At 39.4% G+C, this 20,573-nt stretch carries 17 protein-coding genes; 4 read left to right on the top strand and 13 right to left on the bottom strand.

Annotated elements, in window-relative coordinates; all coding sequences use genetic code 11:
- The 6 genes from ATS72_RS13335 to ATS72_RS13310 form a co-directional block, all read right to left on the bottom strand.
- The gene (locus ATS72_RS13335) at positions 1-570 is read right to left on the bottom strand and encodes a Maf family protein (protein WP_039036275.1); all 570 of its coding nucleotides are present in this window, start codon (positions 568-570) and stop codon (positions 1-3) included.
- Positions 570-1,049 (bottom strand): rod shape-determining protein MreD, encoded by a 480-nt coding sequence (gene mreD / locus ATS72_RS13330; RefSeq protein WP_006793123.1) that lies wholly within the window; start codon positions 1,047-1,049, stop codon positions 570-572. Before mreD ends, ATS72_RS13335 begins: the two co-directional genes overlap by 1 nt.
- Positions 1,042-1,884 (bottom strand): rod shape-determining protein MreC, encoded by an 843-nt coding sequence (mreC, locus tag ATS72_RS13325; protein WP_006793122.1) that lies wholly within the window; start codon positions 1,882-1,884, stop codon positions 1,042-1,044. The genes mreD and mreC overlap by 8 nt, the downstream gene beginning before the upstream one ends.
- Positions 1,884-2,927, bottom strand: coding sequence for a rod shape-determining protein (locus ATS72_RS13320; RefSeq protein ID WP_002958401.1), 1,044 nt, complete (start codon positions 2,925-2,927; stop codon positions 1,884-1,886). Before ATS72_RS13320 ends, mreC begins: the two co-directional genes overlap by 1 nt.
- 131 nt (positions 2,928-3,058) lie before the next feature.
- On the bottom strand, positions 3,059-5,107 hold the full coding sequence (locus tag ATS72_RS13315) for a formylglycine-generating enzyme family protein (protein WP_058428262.1): 2,049 nt from the start codon (positions 5,105-5,107) through the stop codon (positions 3,059-3,061).
- Positions 5,108-5,481: 374 nt separating this feature from the next.
- Complete coding sequence (locus ATS72_RS13310) at positions 5,482-6,003, bottom strand: type II secretion system protein (protein WP_058428261.1); 522 nt, start codon at positions 6,001-6,003, stop codon at positions 5,482-5,484.
- A 175-nt stretch (positions 6,004-6,178) separates the two neighbouring features.
- Here ATS72_RS13310 and ATS72_RS13305 point away from each other — a divergent pair, with 175 nt between their 5' ends.
- Entirely contained in the window at positions 6,179-7,087 is a 909-nt protein-coding gene (locus ATS72_RS13305; RefSeq protein WP_058428260.1) for a 1-aminocyclopropane-1-carboxylate deaminase/D-cysteine desulfhydrase, read from the top strand.
- A gap of 61 nt (positions 7,088-7,148) precedes the next feature.
- Here the strand turns inward: ATS72_RS13305 and ATS72_RS13300 are convergent, their stop codons facing one another.
- The 3 genes from ATS72_RS13300 to ATS72_RS13290 form a co-directional block, all read right to left on the bottom strand.
- Positions 7,149-8,831: an EAL domain-containing protein gene (locus ATS72_RS13300; protein ID WP_237113117.1), complete on the bottom strand. Its 1,683-nt coding sequence runs from the start codon at positions 8,829-8,831 to the stop codon at positions 7,149-7,151.
- A 218-nt stretch (positions 8,832-9,049) separates the two neighbouring features.
- The gene (gene ssb, locus ATS72_RS13295; RefSeq protein WP_058428258.1) at positions 9,050-9,751 is read right to left on the bottom strand and encodes a single-stranded DNA-binding protein; all 702 of its coding nucleotides are present in this window, start codon (positions 9,749-9,751) and stop codon (positions 9,050-9,052) included.
- Positions 9,752-9,771: 20 nt separating this feature from the next.
- Positions 9,772-11,139: an MFS transporter gene (locus tag ATS72_RS13290; protein ID WP_058428257.1), complete on the bottom strand. Its 1,368-nt coding sequence runs from the start codon at positions 11,137-11,139 to the stop codon at positions 9,772-9,774.
- Positions 11,140-11,300: 161 nt separating this feature from the next.
- Between ATS72_RS13290 and uvrA the strand changes: the two genes are divergently transcribed.
- Positions 11,301-14,120 carry an excinuclease ABC subunit UvrA gene (uvrA, locus tag ATS72_RS13285; RefSeq protein ID WP_008131688.1) on the top strand — a complete coding sequence of 940 codons (2,820 nt, stop codon included), beginning with the start codon at positions 11,301-11,303 and terminating at the stop codon, positions 14,118-14,120.
- Between the two features lie 82 nt (positions 14,121-14,202).
- Here uvrA and ATS72_RS13280 read toward each other — a convergent pair whose 3' ends face one another.
- Positions 14,203-16,347, bottom strand: a complete 2,145-nt coding sequence (locus ATS72_RS13280) for a winged helix-turn-helix domain-containing protein (RefSeq protein ID WP_058428256.1) — start codon at positions 16,345-16,347, stop codon at positions 14,203-14,205.
- A 281-nt stretch (positions 16,348-16,628) separates the two neighbouring features.
- Here ATS72_RS13280 and ATS72_RS13270 point away from each other — a divergent pair, with 281 nt between their 5' ends.
- Both ATS72_RS13270 and ATS72_RS13265 read left to right on the top strand, forming a co-directional pair.
- The gene (locus tag ATS72_RS13270; protein WP_058428255.1) at positions 16,629-16,994 is read left to right on the top strand and encodes a hypothetical protein; all 366 of its coding nucleotides are present in this window, start codon (positions 16,629-16,631) and stop codon (positions 16,992-16,994) included.
- 33 nt (positions 16,995-17,027) lie between these two features.
- On the top strand, positions 17,028-17,948 hold the full coding sequence (locus ATS72_RS13265; protein ID WP_058428254.1) for a TraB/GumN family protein: 921 nt from the start codon (positions 17,028-17,030) through the stop codon (positions 17,946-17,948).
- Between the two features lie 112 nt (positions 17,949-18,060).
- Here the strand turns inward: ATS72_RS13265 and trpS are convergent, their stop codons facing one another.
- Genes trpS through rpe form a run of 3 tightly spaced genes read right to left on the bottom strand, consistent with a single transcriptional unit; the run spans position 18,061 to position 20,445 of the window.
- On the bottom strand, positions 18,061-19,065 hold the full coding sequence (gene trpS, locus ATS72_RS13260; protein ID WP_006793110.1) for a tryptophan--tRNA ligase: 1,005 nt from the start codon (positions 19,063-19,065) through the stop codon (positions 18,061-18,063).
- Positions 19,066-19,096: 31 nt separating this feature from the next.
- Entirely contained in the window at positions 19,097-19,762 is a 666-nt protein-coding gene (locus ATS72_RS13255) for a phosphoglycolate phosphatase (protein ID WP_058428253.1), read from the bottom strand.
- Complete coding sequence (gene rpe / locus ATS72_RS13250; protein ID WP_010557964.1) at positions 19,762-20,445, bottom strand: ribulose-phosphate 3-epimerase; 684 nt, start codon at positions 20,443-20,445, stop codon at positions 19,762-19,764. Before rpe ends, ATS72_RS13255 begins: the two co-directional genes overlap by 1 nt.
- Positions 20,446-20,573 lie beyond the last annotated feature (128 nt).

Raw genomic sequence — 20,573 nt, 5'->3', positions numbered from 1 at the left:
CTACCCTCTTAAAAATGCGTGTAATAATTGTTCAGTCTCATATAAAGGTAAACCGACAACACTAAAATAGCTACCCGCAATATGTGTAACAAAGCGACCACCTAGCCCCTGAATACCATAACCACCGGCTTTATCTTGCGGCTCACCACTTTGCCAGTAGGCTTTAATCTCTTCATCGCTCAGTTTTTTAAATGTCACATCGGTACTGATAACTTGGCTAAGCACTTTATCTTCAGTCGCAAAAGCAATAGCGGTTAGTACCTGGTGAGTGTTTCCAGACAAGCGTTTAAGTGTATGCGTAAAATCGGCTTCATCGCGTGGTTTACACAACGATTCATTATCAATAACAACTACTGTGTCACTACCTAGTACTGGCCGGTCTGTGTAACCAAGCTTGACACCTGAGCAAGCTTTTAGCCTCGCTAAGCGCTCTACATAGGCATGAGGAAGTTCATTAGGGAGTTGGCTCTCGTCTGCATCAACACTAAATTGCGAAAATTCGATACCAAGTTGAGCCAATAGCTCTTTACGACGAGGAGAAGCTGATGCCAGATATACGGCAGTATTCATTATCTGATCCTAAAATGTCTGCGGTATTTACGAAGTAATAAAAACACCCAAAACCAACTAATCATGCCAGTAAATACCGGCCATAAGTATTGTGGGTTAAAGTAAACACCAAGCAAAAAATGGTTTAGCCAAAACTGCATTAAATGATACAGCGTTAAAAACAAACCAATTAACAAACTTTGCTGCCAAAGCGAGAAGTTACGAATTTTTTGAAAGTTACTTGCGGTAATAAATATACATACCGAAAATGTCAGCGAGTTAACACCTAAAGGTGAGCCTGACGCTAAATCAATGAGTAAACCTACGACCCAAGCAGTACCAATATTTAACCGATGTGGCACGGCCAATGACCAATACATAAGTACTAATAAGACCCAATCCGGTCTAAATGGTTCAAACGAAAATGGCAGCGGCATTAGCGCCATAATTAAAGCAAAAAATATGCTCAGCGCAATTAACAATGAATAACGGTTAATCATCGTTTATTTGCTCCTGCTGGCTGCGCCATAAAATTACAAGTAAGCGAATACGGTCGAGCAACGCAATAGGCTCTGCATATACTTGTGCAAATGGACGACCTTCATCTCGGTTAATTTCTGTCACAATGGCGACAGGATACCCCTCAGGAAATGTGCCCCCAAGCCCTGAAGTCACCAATACATCACCAATACGCACATCTAAGCTGTGTGGAACATGCGAAAGCTTAACCACATTAATTTTACCAATGCCTTCAACTACGGTTCGTACGTCGTTTCTGAGTATGCGCACAGGTGTTGCGTGAGTTGTATCGGTCATCAATAATACGCGCGACGTAGTTGAACCTACTTTAGTAAGCTGCCCTACCACCCCCATTTCGTCTATTACCGCTTGCCCTTCGCTTATGCCGTCTGTAGTACCACGGTTAATAACAACTTGATGACTGTAGGGGTTTGAGTGAACCGATAATACTTGTGCAATAATTTTACGATTAGATTGTTTTGCTGACGAACCAAGTAATGCACGTAACTTTTGGTTTTCTCTGGCTAAAAATTGGTACTGTTGCAGCTGCTCACTTTGTAGCATTTGCTTTTTTTTCAGTGCTTCGTTTTCAGTAAGGAGTTGGTCTCGCGTGTGTAAGCTTTTAGCACCAATGCTAAATAACTCATAAGGTAAGTTGGCAACATAAATAAGCGGGCTAACCAGTGTATTTAAACTGGTGCGCACAACGGTTCCACCTTCTGTGTACCTATCTCCAGCTATGAGTACGATACTCAAAAGCACTGCGACAAAAAGTCGCAGTTGCAAAGAGACAGTGCGCCCAAACATTAATTTCATTAGTCGTAACTAAAAACGTCACCACCGTGAACATCAATCATTTCTAATGCTTTACCGCCGCCACGTGCTACACACGTTAATGGATCGTCAGCAACAACAACAGGAATGCCTGTTTCTTCCATTAATAAGCGATCTAAATCTTTTAATAGTGCACCACCGCCAGTCAGTACCATACCGTGCGCAGAAATATCTGATGCAAGCTCTGGTGGCGATTGCTCAAGGGCAACCATTACTGCACTTACAATACCCATTAGAGGCTCTTGAAGCGCTTCTAAGATTTCATGTGAGTTAAGCGTAAATGAACGTGGAACACCTTCAGCTAAGTTACGGCCACGTACTTCGATTTCAATTGGCTCATCTGTTTTAAACGCAGAACCAATTTGGTGCTTAATGTTTTCAGCGGTTGCTTCACCAATTAAACTACCAAAGTTACGGCGTACATAGTTAATAATAGCTTCGTCAAATTTATCGCCACCAATACGTACTGATGATGAGTAAACAACACCATTTAGTGAAATAATAGCGACTTCAGTTGTACCACCACCAATATCAACAACCATAGAGCCTGTTGCTTCTGATACCGGTAAACCCGCACCAATTGCCGCAGCCATTGGTTCTTCAATTAGGTAAACTTCTCGAGCGCCAGCGCCCATTGCAGATTCACGAATTGCGCGTTTTTCTACTTGCGTTGCACCACATGGTACACAAATTAGTACGCGCGGACTTGGGCGCATAAAGTTATTGTTATGCACTTGCTTGATGAAGTGTTGTAACATTTTTTCTGTTACATAAAAGTCAGCAATTACACCGTCTTTCATTGGGCGGATTGCTTTAATATTACCCGGCGTACGACCTAGCATCTGTTTTGCTTCAGTACCTACCGATGCAACACTTTTAGGGCCACCAGCACGCTCTTGACGGATAGCAACTACTGAAGGCTCGTTTAGAACAATACCTTCTTCTTTTACATAAATTAGGGTATTGGCTGTACCCAAGTCGATCGACAGATCGTTAGAAAAAATACCACGGAGTTTTTTAAACATGAGGCTGGATGACCTTTGAAATACGTTCTTATATTAGCTGCGTCACTTTAACATGCTCATTTTGATGAGCAATATAAAGTGCAGCGCCTTTGTGAATTTGTTAAAAAAGGAAGCAATGCTTCCTTATAAATTTATCTCTCGCGAACTAAGCGAAAACCAATGTAGTTTGATCTAAAATCAGGCGCTAAAATTAATCGTGTTGATACGCGTGCAAGGCTTGGTGCAAAGTTCCATGCCCCGCCTCTTACTGCCACATCCGATTCACCTGATTTTTTACCGGTCCATTCCCACACGTTACCTACCGTATCGTAAAGTCCAAACGCATTTGGAGAAAAAGACCCAACCGGTGCTGCGCGCTTGTTTGACCATTCACTACCACACCAACCACAGTTAGCTAAGTTTTTACCAATTTCGTTACCCCAAGGGTACTCAGTTTCTGTACCTGCACGAGCTGCATATTCCCACTCAACTTCGCTAGGTAAACGAAATTGCTGCCCTGTCTGGCCAGATAACCAGTCAGCATATGCTTTTGCATCGTTATAAGTTAAACATACAGCCGGAAAGTCACTGCCCTGTTCAAAGCCAGGATTGCGCCAGTTTAAAGCCGCTTCCCATACTGGCTCGCCATTTAAATAATATGCGCAGCCTTTATTTATTTCTGCTTCTGTTTTATAAGCCGTATTAGCAACAAATTTTTCATAGTCGCCTACAGTCACTTCCTTGCTTTGCATAGCAAAAGAGTTCGCAATGGCTTTTTCAATAACGGGGCGCTCATTAGCTAACCCGTTACCATTGATATCACCCATTTTAAATTTGCCAGCAGGAATAACCACAACAGGCGTCTCTACATTTGCGTTTAAAACGTTAACATTTTCGCTTACTCTGCGTGTTTGTGTTTCTGGTTGCTCGCGAGTATAGGTCGGTGCAGCAATCGACTTAGGCTTTTTTACTAAGTTAGCATTAATTGTTTGCGCTTTATTTAGGTTTACACGTGCTTGGTAAGGCTTGTAACCTAATTTACGAATTTCAATTTCATGCACACCTTTTGGTAAACGCGTAATTAAACGAGTAGAACCAAAGCTTACACCGTTAATGAATACTTCATCATCATATACATTAGAGCGAAGTGTTAACTCTACCGACTGATCTTTTTTTTGTTCAACAACCGTGTAATCAGGCTTAGACTGAACTGGCTGCTTAACAGAATAATCGCGTACAGGCTTGTTGTTTAAACGCGATACCGAAACTGTATTGTTATTATCCGCGCTATTGCTGAATGTTAACTGACTATCTGAATAGGTAGTGCCATAAGTTGGCTGGTAAGCTGTATTTAGCGGTGAACCGTATTCTGAACAATAACGGTTATCTATACTTAATAGGTTACATAAACGGCTGCTATTCACTTCGCCGCGCATTGAAACGCTTAAGTTAACGTTGTAATTACCTTGGCCGCTAAACGCACTGTTAACCACATGGCTACTTAAAATTTGTACTTGCGCCCCTGCTAAATTGCGTTTTGGTTCAACTATGCGCTCTTCGGTTAAGTTTGCAAAAATTTGATCTACAAAGCGTTTGGTTGCTTTTTGTAAACCCATTTGCTGACCACGTTGCTCACAGGCTGCAAGTGTTTCGGTGCGCTTACAATTTATTGTATGGTTAACCTCAAGCGTACCTTCACGCGTAAACTCGTTACGCAAGCGCTCAACACGAGCCGTTGTTAACTGCTCTTTTAAACTTTCTAAGGTATTTAGTAAAGTGTGCTTAGCCACTCGTATTTGCTCAATATCTTTTCGGTGAGATGCAATTGCCGCCAACTGCATAGAGATATCATCTTTATTTTGCTTGTGATCAACTACCGCCTGTTGATAGCGAGATTGAGCACTTGTAATATTTATTGATGGATCATCAATTAAACGACGATACATTTCGTTCATCGCGTCGAGCGCTTGGTTTTTTTCTTTATCTAGCTCAGTTGAACGAGAACGAAGTAGCTCTAATTGATTTTGTAACTGACTTTCTTCTTTTAAATGTTTATCAAGTATTCTTGTCGAGTTATCGTATTCTGTCTGTTTAACACTAATCTCTGACTCAATTCCAGTTACGGTAGCTGTGTCTTGTGCAAATGCACTACTTGCTAACAAACTAGCTGTAATTAACAGAGATAAAGGAGTAATTCGCATATATTCCAGTCCCAAAAAGCGGCAATTATTTGGTCGTTATTATTTTTTTATAATTAAAGTCTTATGCTATGTACTTGCAGCGCAAAACACAAGCTTTGTTCAATTATTATCTTAGTTTACAACTATTCGCCCGTTTCACGCTAGTAAATAACCTGATCATTTACTCTAAACCCGATAAATTGTGAAAAAATGCTTATATCTCTAATAGATTCATAAACTTACACTTAACAGTAAAACTATTTTATTTTAGGTTATTCATCACCGTTAAGTATCATTTTGTATTAAACCTAGCGTATTTGCGTTATTTAACCGTTAACCATTAAAAATTACGTTATCAAATAAACTAACAAACTTATAAACACTTATTTTTTGTACTAACACTCAGACGTAAATACGCTTAAAGCGGGCGCAGTAATTATATTTTGTTTAGTGTTTTTTTTGGCTTCAACATATTCAATACGGCAATTATCTACTGCAGAATAACTGTTGGGATAAATAATAGCTTTTGCAACTTGTGGGTTGCTAGTAATATTAAATTCTCCAGTGTTATCACTCGCAAACTTAGTATCTAAAAATGCCTTAAAAGCGGCCTCGGTTGCAGCAGGGTAGCCGTAAACAATATCAACCATGTTTCCTGAATCAAGCTCGATACTAGCATTAGCTTTATTATGCACACTTTTTACAATGGCTTTTCCATGTACAACGCTTATTTCAGCTTGAATTGATACTTGCAGTGTTTCAAGAATGGATGCGTGTGCCTCACCTTGAAGGTTTAAAAAGCGCGGGGCAAAATAAACAGCTAACGCACCAAAAGTGACAATAACAATGATTAGCTGCAGTAACGAAAAGCCAACCTGTTTTTTTATAACTATTGTTTCTTGAAATTGCTTCTTCATAACTAAACTCCCTTTACAATTGGTTAACTTTAAAACATGTTTACCAATCTAGCTACTCAAAATTTAATCAACGCACTGTTACTCACAACAATCCGTCGTAATTTTGGATAGCCCCTTTTGTTTATAAGCTATAAAATTGGTCATGTATTTTATTAATCCTTTTAATTGAGAAAAAATGCCTGCATCTTTCAAAATAAATGAAACCACTATTACGCAAACAATTGATGATCCGTGGTTAAAAAGTAAAGGCATTGAGTTACTAGTAAAACGAGATGATTTGCTTCACCCTCTAATAAATGGGAATAAGTGGCGCAAACTAAAATATAATTTATTACAAATGCAGTCGCAGAATAAAACTGAGCTACTTACTTTTGGTGGGGCATTTTCAAACCACATACATGCATGCGCCGCAGCTGGAAAAATCTTTGGTTTAAAAACACATGGGATTATTCGCGGGCCTAACTTAGATCTAAGCAATCCAACAATTCAATTTGCACAGCAGTGTGGCATGCAGCTTCATGTTGTTAATCGCATTGAATATAAGTTACGAAACGATTCACAATACCTTGCTGAGCTTCAAGAGAAGTTTCCAGATGCGTATATTCTTGCCGAAGGCGGGACAAATACCTATGCAGTACCCGGTTGTGCAGAGCTTGCACAAAGTTTACCAGAACACGATTACCTAATTTGCCCCACAGGAAGCGGAGGGACATTAGCGGGGTTAATTGAGGGGAGTAATACAGCAACACAAATAATAGGAATTGCCGTTTTAAAGCAAGCGCAATATTTAATAGATGAAGTCCGGGAACTAAGCTGCAAAGCAAAGTCACAAACTAACTGGCAATTACTTTGCGACTTTCATGGAGGTGGTTACGGTAAATTTACCCCTGAGTTATGGGCTTTTTGCCAACATATGGATATTAAACACTATTTACCATTAGAGCCTATTTATAGTGGTAAAATGATGTACGCAATATGGAACCTAATAGAGCAAGATTATTTTCCTCCTGGCAGTAAAATAATTGCGATTCATACCGGTGGCTTGCAGGGGCTAGAGGGTCTTAAATACAGAAAGCTTATTTAGGCATACTTCTTTTCGGTTAAGTCCCACTGCATAAGGCGTTAATTTACAAAGCTTAAATATTTTAATGAAAAACAGCCTGAGTTAGCTCTTGTAAAGGCTCCGAAAAATAAAAACCTTGTGCGCCAGCAACGCCCAATTTAGTTAACATAATGAGCTCTTTTTGAGTCTCAACGCCTACGGCATAAACAGGAAGGTTTAACATTTTACCTGCATCAACAATCTCTTTAATACATTTTTGATTATGCGATTTTTCATTTACTAAGTGAACGAGTTCATAGCTTAGCTTTAAGCCTATTACCTCTTCACAGTGAATAAGCAAAGGAATGTTTTCACTCGTTTTTACATTATCAATAATAATATTAGATCTGTGTTTTTTTATTGTATTTAACGTATTTGCTAACGCATTTTTGTTGTTGCAAAAGAAAGATTCACTCATTTCAAACTGTAATTGACAGCTTAGATTAAGCTTATCCATTTGCATGGTTAACCAGCTCCAAAACTCATCGTTAAGCCAGTTTTTAGGATGCATATTAATACTTACGCTCAAAGGCGACTTCTCTGCCATTACTAGTGTTAGTATTTGCGACAATACCGCCTTATCTAGAATTAACGCGTCATCTTTACTCTCAACTTGGTTAATAAAATACTGAGCAGCTAGTAATCCATGCATGTCGTGTCTTACTCTAATTAACGCCTCATGCTGGATAATATCACCACTAATCAGATCGAAAACAGGCTGAAAAGACAGCATAAATTTATTTTTCTTAATATTATTTATAACCTGCTCATTACAAAATAACACTTCTTGGCTTTTGCTCAGCGCCAACCGATGACGGTGTAATAACATACTATTTTTGGAAAGCGTTAGGGCCGACTGCGCTATTTGCAAAACCTTTGTTTGATCAGCTCCTAGACGAAAATTACACGCACCCAATTTAACATGCTTACGAGTCGTATTTTTTTGATGGCTTTGGCACACATTAAAAATTATTTTATGCAAACGCTCCGTGTACCGATCAAGCTCTGCAATAGGGACGTTGTAAAGCATAATGGTTAGCTTGTCTGGATTAATAAGTTTCACAGCTACTTTTTTTATCTCTGGAATACCTTTTAAAATAAAAACTTTAAAACTAGTTTCTAAGTCGGTATTTTTGTCAAAGTTACACTCCCAACTGACCAGAACAAACAAACTATGATACTGTTCAGCGGCAGCATATAGTGAGGCTAACTCCTCACTTTCAACATTTTTAACCACATTTAAACTGGAAATACTACGCGCCAATTTTGTTGAATTGTGATGACGGTTTTGGTGTTTTAATTGTCTAAAGTTAGCAGCGCTTCCCCAACGGTATAATGAAATAGCGGCACCCACTATCACCAGGTTAAGTAAAATAAATAAGTAGCTTTCCATTATCCACACAGGTGAATGGTAAAGGCCTAAGTTCAGTGTTTTATATGAAAACACCTCAAGCTGCGGCTTTATAATGTTTTTAAAGTGGAGGGAAGACGACTCAGGTGCAAGCATAAAGCCATTGCTTTGTGCTAAAACAGACAGTGTTTTTTGATTCAAAGGGGCATTTAATTGTAACTCATAAACTTGCTTTGTGAGCTGCTGGCCAGCGCTATGTACTTTTAAATGTAACGCATTGCTTAAAATGAGGTTAAAGCCAATAAGCGATACAACAAGCATGACCAAACAAATCGGCTTAAAATATCTTAATAACCAATACTGTCCCTTAGACATAACTCACCCACACGTAATATTAGTCACTAAAGTGTTGTTCAAAAAAGCCATAAGCACAAGGTAGCCAATTAACTTTAAATGTAAAACAGTACTTAAGCTAATTACCATTATTAGCAACACGAGAAAATTGGCTAACATTGATGGAGTGAAAGACATAAAAAAGCCGCTTAATAGCGGCTTTCTAGAAAACTTTTAAACATTTTGTTTTTTGTCTTAGATCAGAACGGAATGTCGTCGTCAAAATCTATTGTTGGTTCCATTGGATTTGATGCGCCGCCTTGTGGTGCATTTTGAGGCTTAGGTGCAAAACCACCTTGCTGCTGTGGTGCACTATTTTGCTGTGGAGCAAAACCACCGCCTTGTGGCTGATACTGGTTATTTTGCTGTGGTGCAGGCGCCGATTGAGGCTGTGCAGCAGGTGCAGCTTGCTGCTGTGGTGCATAATTACCTTGCTGGTTTTGATTATTTTGTGAATAACCGCCTTGTTGGCTACCTTGATTACCTTGATAACCACTGTTTTGCTGGCCACCTTGATTGCCTTGGTAACCGCCACCACTTTGCTGGTCTCCACCGCGAGCACCTAGCATTTGCATTTGACCTGTAAAGCCATCAACAACGATTTCTGTGGTGTATTTTTCTTGGCCTTGTTGATCAGTCCATTTACGTGTTTGAAGTTTACCTTCTACGTATATTTGTGAACCTTTACGACAATATTCGCCTACAATTTCAGCCAGTTTCCCAAAAAATACAACACGGTGCCATTCAGTTTTATCAACCATTTGGCCAGTGTTTTTATCTTTATAGCTGTCTGAAGTTGCTAAGGTAATATTTGCTACACCGTTACCGTTAGGCATGTAACGAACTTCAGGATCTTGCCCTAAATTACCAACCAAAATTACTTTGTTCACACCGCGTGCCATGAAACCATCTCCTATAAACGTTAGATTAAACCAGCGACTTTTCGCGCTTGGTCTAGGTCAAATTCTTTATCATTAATCTTTAAGTAGCTACGGCTTTCGTCGCGTACTACTGTTGCTTCTATTACACCGGGTAAAGCAACTAACTGAGAAGCCAATGTTTGGGCATGCTCCTCAGAACTTAATTTGGTCATTAAACTAATAACTTTACTTTTGGGTGGTACTTCCATTTTCCACGCAACAACAAGCCATATTAACCCAACAAGTGCCGCTGCCGCAAACACAGCTTGCGTACTTGTAGTTTGGGCAACATAACCACCTAACACCCCGCCCAAAAAGGCACCTAAAAACTGGCTAGACGAGTACCCGCCCATGGCTGACCCTTTTTGGCTAGCAGGCGCTAAACGCGAGACAAGCGCGGGCATTGTTGCTTCTAAAAAGTTAAACGCAACAAAATAAAGCAACATACATATTGCAATACCTACCACACTATTAATCCATACTGACATGGCAAGCATGCTGACTGTTAACAGCGCTACAGAACTTATAAATGTTTGCTTTTCTTTTTCTTTTTTTATGGCCACAATCATAATGGGAACCATTAATAGAAATGCTAACAGCAAGACTGGAATATACAAATACCAATGTTGCTCTGCCGCTAAGCCTTCTTTTATTAACTGGCTCGGCAGTACCACAAAAATAGTGGTTAGCGTTAAATGTAGCAGTAATACGCCTGCATTTAAGCGCGATAACTGCGGATGCTTAATAAGCTTTTTAATATCACTAAAGCTTGCCAAGGTATCACCTTTTGGCGCCTTGTTTACTGCGTTGGGCACTAAAAATAAAATAATACCAATACCACATACCGCAAGTATTGCTGTTAGCCAAAAAACGCCAGCCACACCCCACGACGCTGCAACAATAGGCCCTAATAACATAGCAAAAGCAAAGCTCATGCCTATGCTCATACCTATAACCGCCATTACTTTGGGTCGTTGTTCGTCTCGGCTTAAGTCGCTGGCAAATGCAAGCAAAGCACTAGCAATAGCGCCCATGCCTTGTAATGCACGCCCCACAGTTACCATTTGAATAGATTCAGCTAATGCGGCTATGACAGAGCCAATAGCAAACACAACTAAGCCACCAATAATAACTTTTTTACGGCCTATTTTGTCTGACAAACGGCCCATAGGTATTTGCAACACAGCCTGCGTTAGGCCATACGCACCAATAGCAAAGCCAATCCAAATAGGTGAAAAACCGTCAAGCGACTGACCATAAATCGCTAATACCGGCATCAGCATAAATAAGCCGAGCATTCTAAATGCAAACACACTTGCTAGCGATACAGCGGCGCGCTTTTCTCGTGAATTAAGTGAAGATGCAGTCATTATCAGCTAAATCTTACTATGTGAAAAAATTAGGCAAGGATTCTACCACAAGCTTGGCAATAATTAATCGCTTAAAGCTAAGGATTTTTCATGATCAAGGATTAATATTGCAGCGTATTATGAGATACTCAGTAAATAATTTTGGTAATTAACGAGATAGCATGGAAAACATTGAAGTCCGAGGCGCCCGTACGCACAACTTAAAAGACATCAGCCTAACCATCCCACGTGATAAATTAATTGTTATCACAGGCCTATCTGGTTCGGGAAAGTCATCACTTGCATTTGATACTTTATACGCTGAAGGGCAACGCCGGTATGTTGAATCACTTTCTGCTTATGCAAGACAGTTTTTATCCTTGATGGAAAAACCCGATGTTGATCATATTGAGGGACTGTCTCCTGCAATTTCAATAGAACAAAAATCAACTTCGCATAATCCGCGCTCTACCGTAGGTACCATTACCGAAATATACGATTACTTACGTTTAATGTTTGCCCGTGTGGGCGAACCTCGTTGCCCTACACATGATTTACCTTTAGCCGCACAAACAATTAGCCAAATGGTTGATACCGTTTTAGCGCTGCCAGAGGGCACTAAACTGATGCTTTTAGCGCCAGTGGTTAAAGACCGTAAAGGTGAGCACGTTAAATTACTTGAGCAGCTTGCAAGCCAAGGCTATATTCGTGCCCGAATAGATGGCGAAGTGTGCGACTTATCAGATCCGCCAACGCTTGAACTTCATAAAAAACATACTATTGAAGTGGTTGTTGACCGCTTTAAGGTAAAAGACGGTCAACAGCAGCGTTTAGCTGAGTCGTTTGAAACAGCACTTGAAATGTCGGGCGGCGTAGCAAATGTAGCTTACATGGACGACAGCAGTATTGAAGAAATGCTGTTTTCAGCCAACTTTGCCTGCCCTACCTGTGGCTATGCAATGACCGAATTAGAACCGCGTTTATTTTCGTTTAATAACCCTGCCGGTGCGTGTCAAAGTTGTGATGGTTTAGGCGTACGCCAGTACTTTGATCCTAACCGCGTAGTGCATAACCCAGAGTTAAGCTTAGCCGGAGGTGCTATTAAAGGGTGGGATAAACGCAGCTTTTACTACTTCCAAATGCTACAAGCAGTAGCAGAACATTATAAATTTGATTTAGACGTACCTTTTGAAAAGCTGGCTAAAGATTCTCAAAAAATTATTTTAGAAGGTTCAGGCAGTACAAAAATAGCCTTCAACTACCGTAACGACAGAGGCGATTTAATCACACGCAACCACGAGTTTGAAGGCGTGTTAAATAACATGAACCGTCGCTATCGCGAAACTGAGTCAAACTCGGTACGTGAAGAGCTCGCTAAATATCAAACCAGCCAAGCCTGCCCTAGCTGTAAGGGTTCACGTTTACGCCAAGAAGCACGCCACGTATTTATTGGCCAAACTAACTTACCTGCTATTACGACCATGAGTATTGGCGAAGCGATGGATTTTTTCGAGAGCTTATCGTTAAGTGGCCAAAGAGCACAAATAGCAGAAAAAATTCTTAAAGAAATTCGCGACCGTTTATCGTTTTTAATCAATGTTGGCCTTAATTACTTATCGCTTGAGCGCAGTGCCGATACCCTCTCTGGTGGTGAAGCGCAGCGAATTCGTTTAGCCAGCCAAATTGGTGCGGGTCTTGTTGGTGTTATGTACGTATTAGACGAACCATCAATTGGTTTACACCAGCGAGATAACGACCGTCTATTACAAACATTGGTGCATTTACGCGACCTTGGTAACACCGTTATTGTTGTTGAGCATGATGAAGACGCCATTCGCGCAGCCGATCATATTATTGATATTGGCCCTGGTGCGGGTGTTCACGGCGGACATATTATCGCACAAGGTACACGCGACGATATTTTAGCCACGAAAGACTCAGTAACTGGCCAGTTTTTATCAGGCGTAAGAAAAATAGAAGTACCAAAAAAGCGTAACCCAACCGGCGATAAATGGCTTGAGCTATTTGGCGCAACAGGTAACAACCTTAAAAATGTCGATTTAAAAATTCCGTTTGGTTTAATGACCTGCATAACAGGGGTGTCGGGCTCTGGTAAATCAACACTTATAAACGATACGCTATTTAAACTAGCGCATACTGAATTAAACGGCGCAACCACAGCAGAAGCTGCACCGTATAAATCAATTAGTGGTCTTGACCATTTTGATAAAGTAATTGATATTGACCAAAGCCCTATTGGCCGTACACCACGCTCAAACCCTGCTACCTATACCGGTATTTTTACGGGTATTCGTGAGTTATTTGCGGGTACACAAGAATCACGCTCTCGTGGATATAAAGTGGGTCGCTTTAGTTTTAACGTTAAAGGTGGACGCTGTGAAGCCTGCCAAGGTGATGGCGTAATTAAGGTAGAAATGCACTTTTTACCTGATGTATATGTCCCCTGTGATGTATGTAAAGGGGCACGCTACAACCGCGAAACTCTAGAAGTACAATACAAGGGTAAAAACATTCACCAAGTACTCGAAATGACCGTTGAAGACGCGCATGACTACTTTGATAAAATACCTGCAATAGCCCGTAAGCTTAAAACGCTAATGGACGTTGGTTTATCGTATGTTCGCTTAGGACAAGCAGCTACTACGCTCTCTGGCGGTGAAGCTCAGCGTGTAAAACTTGCCCGTGAGCTTTCTAAACGCGATACAGGTAAAACACTGTACATACTTGATGAGCCCACAACCGGCTTACATTTTGCCGACATTGAACAACTGCTTGTTGTATTACATCGCCTGCGCGATCACGGTAACACCATCGTGGTTATTGAGCATAACTTAGATGTGGTTAAAACTGCAGACTGGGTGGTTGATTTAGGCCCTGAAGGTGGCGCTGGCGGCGGTGAGATACTTATTGCAGGTACGCCTGAAGAAGTAGCCGAATGTGAACGCTCGCACACAGGTCATTACCTAAAGCCATTGCTTTAATACCAATAAAAAAACACCAAGTAATTTAACTACTTGGTGTTTTTTATATTTAGCTCCCAACTGCTAGTCCTTGATAAACTTTTTATTCATCCCAACTAATTTGTATAATTTGCATATCTTTGTATTTAGCACCCGTAAATAAAATTTCGTTATCTGAACTCACCTCAAAAGTGATAGGCCGAAAGTCCACGTGTGTATCTTGCACGGTACCCTCTTTTAAATTGAGCCTAGCAATTCTTGAAATAGAATCTGAGTAATAAAAATAGTCTTTGCTTACTCCATATACATTCGCCTTTCTGGCATTTTTAGGTAATGCCCAGCTTTGCATATCTGCGAGACGAATTAACTGATCAAGTGTTATTGCGTAAGCGTTCCCTTCACTATCTGAAATGAGCTTATTGGCTTTAATGTTTTCAATTACGCGAGTATCTCGGGTTAGCAAGTTCAACTCAACGACTCTATTTTTTGAATCAAGCTGCTCAATATAAATAATACTTTCGTTATTTTTTGACCAAATATAACTCTCTATTTTTCGCCCACTTAACATCTCTAACGGGTAGAATTTTTGCGTGTTTAGGTCATAAAGTGAAAAGCGCTTATTTTTTATTAATAATATACGCCTCTTATTAGGAGATACTTTTAAACCTTTAAATTTATAGGTAGAGGAGTCATCGTCGTAATTAAAAAAACTAAGTTGCTTAGTTAGCCCATTTTGAGCAATCCATAATTGGCTGCTACCAGAGCGCTCTGATACAAAAACATGCGCTGGCCCAGCTTTATTTATTACTTCAACAATACTGTAGTCGTCATTATCACTTTTATACAAAGGTTCATAAACTGGATTGTCGCCAAAGGTATCCGTTGCTTTAATTAATGAAAATGCTTGTGTTTTATTTGCTGAGTAAAACAGACTATTAGCAGACTGAACTGCAATATAATAAGGTGAAATTGCGGGGGTAACATTTAGAGTATGTTTAATTATATTATTTTCATTAAACGTAATGCTTGAAAGATCAGAGTCTTCAAACACAATGACGCCTTTATCATTTGAAAGCCAATCGAACGCGAAACTGATGGTTCTTCTCTTTGCCTTAAATAATCGCTTAGTCTCACGTGTGTTAAAGTCGTAACTAAATACAGAAAATGGCTGGCCTTTTTGGCTTAGTATGTACGCTATTTTATTACCCGAATGAGATAAACGCGGCATTATTACACCATACATTACACCTGGCGGAGGAATAACAATCGACTCCTTTTGTAATTCTAAATCAAATTTGTATAACCCTGAGCCATCTTGCTCATTTTTGTATTCGGTATAATAAACATACTCACCATTTTGATCTAATTGCGCATAACCTGTGTATCTGAGGTCACATTTTTTTATAAGTTTAGCGTCTCCAATAATAGGAAACTGGCTTAAATCAACTAATACCATTTCGCATTGCTGCTGTTTTAAGTTTGTCGCTTGTAATAGCACAGCATGTTGGTTTAGCTGCCACGATAAAATAGATACCTGAAAACCAGGGTATGTAATTTCTACTTCTCGCTGATCAGAAAGTCGCTTAACAAATGCACGATTAAAATCCTGTTCAGGTTCAACATTGGTATAAGCTAAATAGTGTTTATCTGAAGATAGCTCAGGGTGAACCTCACTACCTATATTCCACGTACTCGCAACCTTATTTACCGTAACTTGTTTAACTACATCACCAGCGCCTTCACTTGTATAAAACAGTACCAACCACACAATAGAGCACATGCAGGTGATGACTAATAACGTATAAGCCAAAAGCGTTTTGATGTTCTTTTCTGGAACCGGTTTTGAAATAGTCGCAGCAGTAAAATCATCACTATTAGTAGTGGCAGTAGCCGAGTCAGATATTGAGTTTACAGGCTTTTCAGTAACGCTTTCTCGTGTTAACTGTTCAGGTACTACCGTAAGGCTATATCCTTTACGGTAATGCGTTTTTAAAAGCGGTGCTTTTTCAGTTGGATGAGCAAGCTGTTTTCTTAGCTCTGAGATAGCTCGGTTAATCGCGTTATCGTCTACATAGCTTTGTTGCCATACACTTTCGATTAGCACTTGGCGGGAAACTATTTGTTGAGGCTTATTTACAAAGTGCAGTAATAACTTTACTAAAAGTGGATCTAATTCCCTTTCTAAGTTACTTGAAGTAATCACACAGCGATTACTTATAAATTGCCAAGGTCCGATTTGATAATTCATAGTCTTTAGGTATTTTTATTTTTATAAACCGTACCACATCAACTCATTATTGTGTATAAAAAGCATTTAAAACCTTATATCAACAATATAAGGTTTTACGCTAACCCATTAAATTAAAACAATTAAATACGATTAAAACCTTATCTATTAATTGCTCATAACTAGATAAGCGACTCTCAGTAAATTCAGCGATATTCTTTAAACCGTCATCAACAAGCAGCTTACTAAAAATCATTTGCGATTCTAAATTAGCTGCAATTAAAAATATAAAAGGTTTAATTATGAACAGCACAATGAAAAAAGGTCTATCTACTTTACTACTAGTAACTGCTTTTAATACTACATCAGCCTTCGCAGTTGATACTAAACAACACATATTTAAAAAGAGCGTTGAGCAGTGTGTAATTGGTGAACATACAGAAACAAACAAACCAACTAACAAAAAGCAGCAAAAAACTAACACAGTAAATGCAACTGAGTCTTTAAAAACTCATGTCGATACGCAAACACTGCTTTCTTCAATAGATGAAAAAATATCAGCTGAACTTGATTCTTCAATGAGCAAAATAAACACAGAAATTGACGAAAACCTTTCAAAAGTAACATCGTCAATTACTGCTTATTTCAGCAATATTTTATCTAACTAAAAACAACAAATTTTAAAGTATTAGGAAGTTATTATGAAAAATTTTACAAAAAAATTAGTGTCTGCCAGCGTTTTACTTGGTTGCAGCTTGGTAGCAAATACAGCACAAGCTCAAAGCTCTGTATGGCAAGTAAGCAAAGGAGGTGACTCGTTATTTATTGGCGGTACTGTACATATTTTACCTAAAGCTGAAATGCCATTACCTGTTGAGTTTAATCATGCCTATGAACAAGCCGATACAATTGTTTTTGAAGCGCCAATAGCAGACCCAGCTGATACTAATGCTCAAATGCAAATGCTTGGCGCGCTTTCATATACTAATAATGAAACGTTAAGTGAAAAGTTAGAGCCTGAGGTTAAAGCTTCACTCGAAAATAAACTGAGTGAGTTTGGCGCTAACCTCGAAAAGTTAGATGGTTTTCGCCCAGCCATGGTGAGTATCGTCTTAATGTCGATGGAACTGCAAAAACAAAACTTAATAGGTGAAGGTGTTGATGCTTACTATACGAAAAAAGCGACTAAAGACAACAAAACAAAAAACTACTTAGAAACAGTGGAGTTTCAGTTAGAGTTATTTAAAACAATGGGTCAAGGTAACGAAAATGACTTTATTAAACGTAACCTAGCAGAGCTAAATAACTATAATGATATATTTAAAGGATTATTAACTGCATGGCGAGAAGGTGATACCGACACACTAAACAAGGTAGCGGTTGAAAATATTCAGAAAAATGACCCAGAAACCTACAAGCAGCTACTTAAAGATAGAAATAATAATTGGTTACCAAAAGTAGAGGCAATGTTTAATAACGACAGTAGTGAGTTTGTACTAGTTGGGGCTGGACACCTTGTAGGCCAAGATAGCTTGCTTACATTACTTGAAAATAAAGGCTACAGCGTTTCTTTAGTGAGCATTAATAACGCACAAGACATAACTGTAAAAGGAGCCGAATAATGGATAAAACAGACAAATTAGCAGTATCGCTACTGTTTTTATTTGGGTCTATCATGTTGATATGTGCCATATGAAAAATGCCGCTAATAAGCGGCATTTTTTTTCAATAAACCTACCCGCGTGGAATAAACCCTAATGCATCGTATACCGATTTAAGCGTTTTCTCGGCACGTACACTGGCTTTTTCAGCTCCAGATTTCATTATGTTATCAAGTAAATTTTGATCTTCTCTAATTTCTTTAAAGCGAGCTTGAATTGGTTCAATCATGCTTACTACTGCATCGGCTGTATCTTTTTTAAGATGACCGTACATTTTACCTTCAAACTCTGGTACTAAGTCTTCTATTGAGCGCTTAGTCGCTACGCTTAATAAAGTAAGTAAGTTAGATACACCTGGCTTTTCAGTTCGGTCAAAGTAAATACGCGCTTGCTCGTCTGAATCGGTCACTGCTTTTTTAAGCTTTTTCTCAATCTTTTTAGGCTCATCTAATAACATAATGTAGCCGTTTGGATTTTCGTCAGACTTTGACATTTTCTTGAGTGGGTCTTGTAGACTCATTACACGCGCACCAAACTCTGGAATGTAAGGCTCTGGCAGTTTAAAAACGTCACCGTATAAGTTATTAAAGCGTGTCGCTATGTCACGCGTTAGTTCTAAGTGCTGTTTTTGATCTTCGCCTACTGGTACCTGATCGGCTTGATAAAGTAAAATATCGGCCGCTTGTAAAACTGGGTACGAAAATAAGCCCACGTTTACATTGTTAGCATGCTTTGACGACTTATCTTTAAACTGGGTCATGCGGTTAAGTTCACCCATTTGCGCGTAACAATTAAGTACCCACGCTAACTGTGCGTGCTCTGGCACTTGAGACTGAACAAATAACGCTGACTTTTCAGGGTCGATACCGCATGCAGCATACAATGCAACGCCATCTAGTACACGAGAGCGTAATAATTCAGGCTCTTGGCGAACGGTGATAGCATGCAAGTCAACCAACATAAAGAAACTTTCGTGATCTTCCTGTAACTTTAGCCACTGGTTAATAGCGCCAACATAGTTGCCTATTGTCATACCACCGGTTGGCTGAATGCCGCTTAAAACTACTGGTTTACTCATGATTTTCCTTTATTTACTTAATTATTAATATTTAACGCTGTGTTAGGACAGGTATTATATCTAAGAAGTTATCGCATAGGTACTGTGGATTATAATCAGCAAGGTTTTCACCTTGATTATAGCCATAGCCTACTGCAATTACATCAATACCCGCCGCTTTTGCAGCAAGTATATCGCTTTTAGAATCGCCAATCATTATTGCTTTAGAGGCCTCAATATTTAGCTTTTTACACGCAAACAATAATGGCTCAGGTGACGGTTTTTTTGCCATATCATCGCCACAAATAATAAGCTCAAAATGATTGGTAAGTGCTAACTTATCAAGAAGTTTTTCAGTAAAAATTCGAGACTTATTAGTTATCAATGCTTTTTGCATACCACGTAAAGCTGCAAGCCCTGTTTCAACATGTTGGTATAACACGCTGTATTGGCCTACCTGTTGTTCATAATGCTTATGAAACTGTGCAATGGCTTTATTAGTTAGTGATTCATCTAAATGCTCACTAACCTGCATATCACCACTCAGTGCCCGCTTTACCAACATATCTATACCATTTCCTACCCAGCTTTCGACCAAACTTTGGCTTACAATAGGAAATGCCAAGTCGCTTAATGTTAAGTTAATTGAGATATATAGGTCATATACACTATCGACTAGTGTGCCATCCAAATCAAAAAATGCCGCATCGTACTGCATTATTTTACACTCTCAAGTTGCTTACGCATTTGATCAATAACTACTTTGTAGTCTGGCTGATTAAAAATAGCAGAGCCTGCTACAAACATATCTGCACCGGCCTGAGCTGCTGCAGCGATATTATCCACCTTAATACCACCGTCCACTTCTAGTCGAATATCTCGACCTGACTCAACAATTCGTTGCTTTGCCTGCGCTAACTTTTTAAGTGTATGAGGAATAAAGCTTTGCCCACCAAATCCGGGGTTAACAGACATGAGTAAGATAGTATCTAGCTTATCAATTACATGATCTAAATAGCTTAAACTGGTCGCTGGGTTAAATACTAAGCCAGCTTTACAGCCATGATCTTTGATTAATTGAATCGTGCGATCAATATGCTCACTCGCCTCTGGGTGAAAAGTAATTATTGAAGCCCCCGCCTCTGCAAACTGTGGAATGATGCTATCGACAGGCTTAACCATTAAATGCACATCAATTGGCGCGGTGATACCGTAGTCCCTTAGTGCTTTACACACCATAGGTCCAATCGTTAAGTTAGGTACATAGTGATTATCCATTACATCAAAATGCACTACATCTGCACCTGCGGCTAAAACGCTATCAACATCTTCACCAAGCTTTGCAAAATCAGCTGAAAGAATTGATGGGGCAATTAAGTATTTTTGTTCTGGGCTAAACATAGCAGATTCACCAATGAGTAAAATATTACGTTAATGTAACTCAATTGATGACGTTACCCAAGCAACTAAAGCGTAATACTGTTGCGTTTGAAGTGCTTAAGTGGCTATTTTTGACATTTAATTAATAG

The organism is Pseudoalteromonas sp. 13-15, assembly GCF_001468205.2.
Taxonomy (GTDB): Bacteria; Pseudomonadota; Gammaproteobacteria; order Enterobacterales; family Alteromonadaceae; genus Pseudoalteromonas; species Pseudoalteromonas marina.
The sequence above is the reverse complement of the archived record's forward strand: the minus strand, read 5'-3'. Positions and strand labels throughout refer to the sequence as shown.

Coding starts and splice junctions, on each gene's coding strand:
- ATS72_RS13335 (WP_039036275.1), bottom strand. CDS start 570: ATGAATACTGCCGTATATCTGGCATCAGCTTCTCCTCGTCGTAAAGAG.
- mreD (WP_006793123.1), bottom strand. CDS start 1,049: ATGATTAACCGTTATTCATTGTTAATTGCGCTGAGCATATTTTTTGCT.
- mreC (WP_006793122.1), bottom strand. CDS start 1,884: ATGAAATTAATGTTTGGGCGCACTGTCTCTTTGCAACTGCGACTTTTT.
- ATS72_RS13320 (WP_002958401.1), bottom strand. CDS start 2,927: ATGTTTAAAAAACTCCGTGGTATTTTTTCTAACGATCTGTCGATCGAC.
- ATS72_RS13315 (WP_058428262.1), bottom strand. CDS start 5,107: ATGCGAATTACTCCTTTATCTCTGTTAATTACAGCTAGTTTGTTAGCA.
- ATS72_RS13310 (WP_058428261.1), bottom strand. CDS start 6,003: ATGAAGAAGCAATTTCAAGAAACAATAGTTATAAAAAAACAGGTTGGC.
- ATS72_RS13305 (WP_058428260.1), top strand. CDS start 6,179: ATGCCTGCATCTTTCAAAATAAATGAAACCACTATTACGCAAACAATT.
- ATS72_RS13300 (WP_237113117.1), bottom strand. CDS start 8,831: ATGTCTAAGGGACAGTATTGGTTATTAAGATATTTTAAGCCGATTTGT.
- ssb (WP_058428258.1), bottom strand. CDS start 9,751: ATGGCACGCGGTGTGAACAAAGTAATTTTGGTTGGTAATTTAGGGCAA.
- ATS72_RS13290 (WP_058428257.1), bottom strand. CDS start 11,139: ATGACTGCATCTTCACTTAATTCACGAGAAAAGCGCGCCGCTGTATCG.
- uvrA (WP_008131688.1), top strand. CDS start 11,301: ATGGAAAACATTGAAGTCCGAGGCGCCCGTACGCACAACTTAAAAGAC.
- ATS72_RS13280 (WP_058428256.1), bottom strand. CDS start 16,347: ATGAATTATCAAATCGGACCTTGGCAATTTATAAGTAATCGCTGTGTG.
- ATS72_RS13270 (WP_058428255.1), top strand. CDS start 16,629: ATGAACAGCACAATGAAAAAAGGTCTATCTACTTTACTACTAGTAACT.
- ATS72_RS13265 (WP_058428254.1), top strand. CDS start 17,028: ATGAAAAATTTTACAAAAAAATTAGTGTCTGCCAGCGTTTTACTTGGT.
- trpS (WP_006793110.1), bottom strand. CDS start 19,065: ATGAGTAAACCAGTAGTTTTAAGCGGCATTCAGCCAACCGGTGGTATG.
- ATS72_RS13255 (WP_058428253.1), bottom strand. CDS start 19,762: ATGCAGTACGATGCGGCATTTTTTGATTTGGATGGCACACTAGTCGAT.
- rpe (WP_010557964.1), bottom strand. CDS start 20,445: ATGTTTAGCCCAGAACAAAAATACTTAATTGCCCCATCAATTCTTTCA.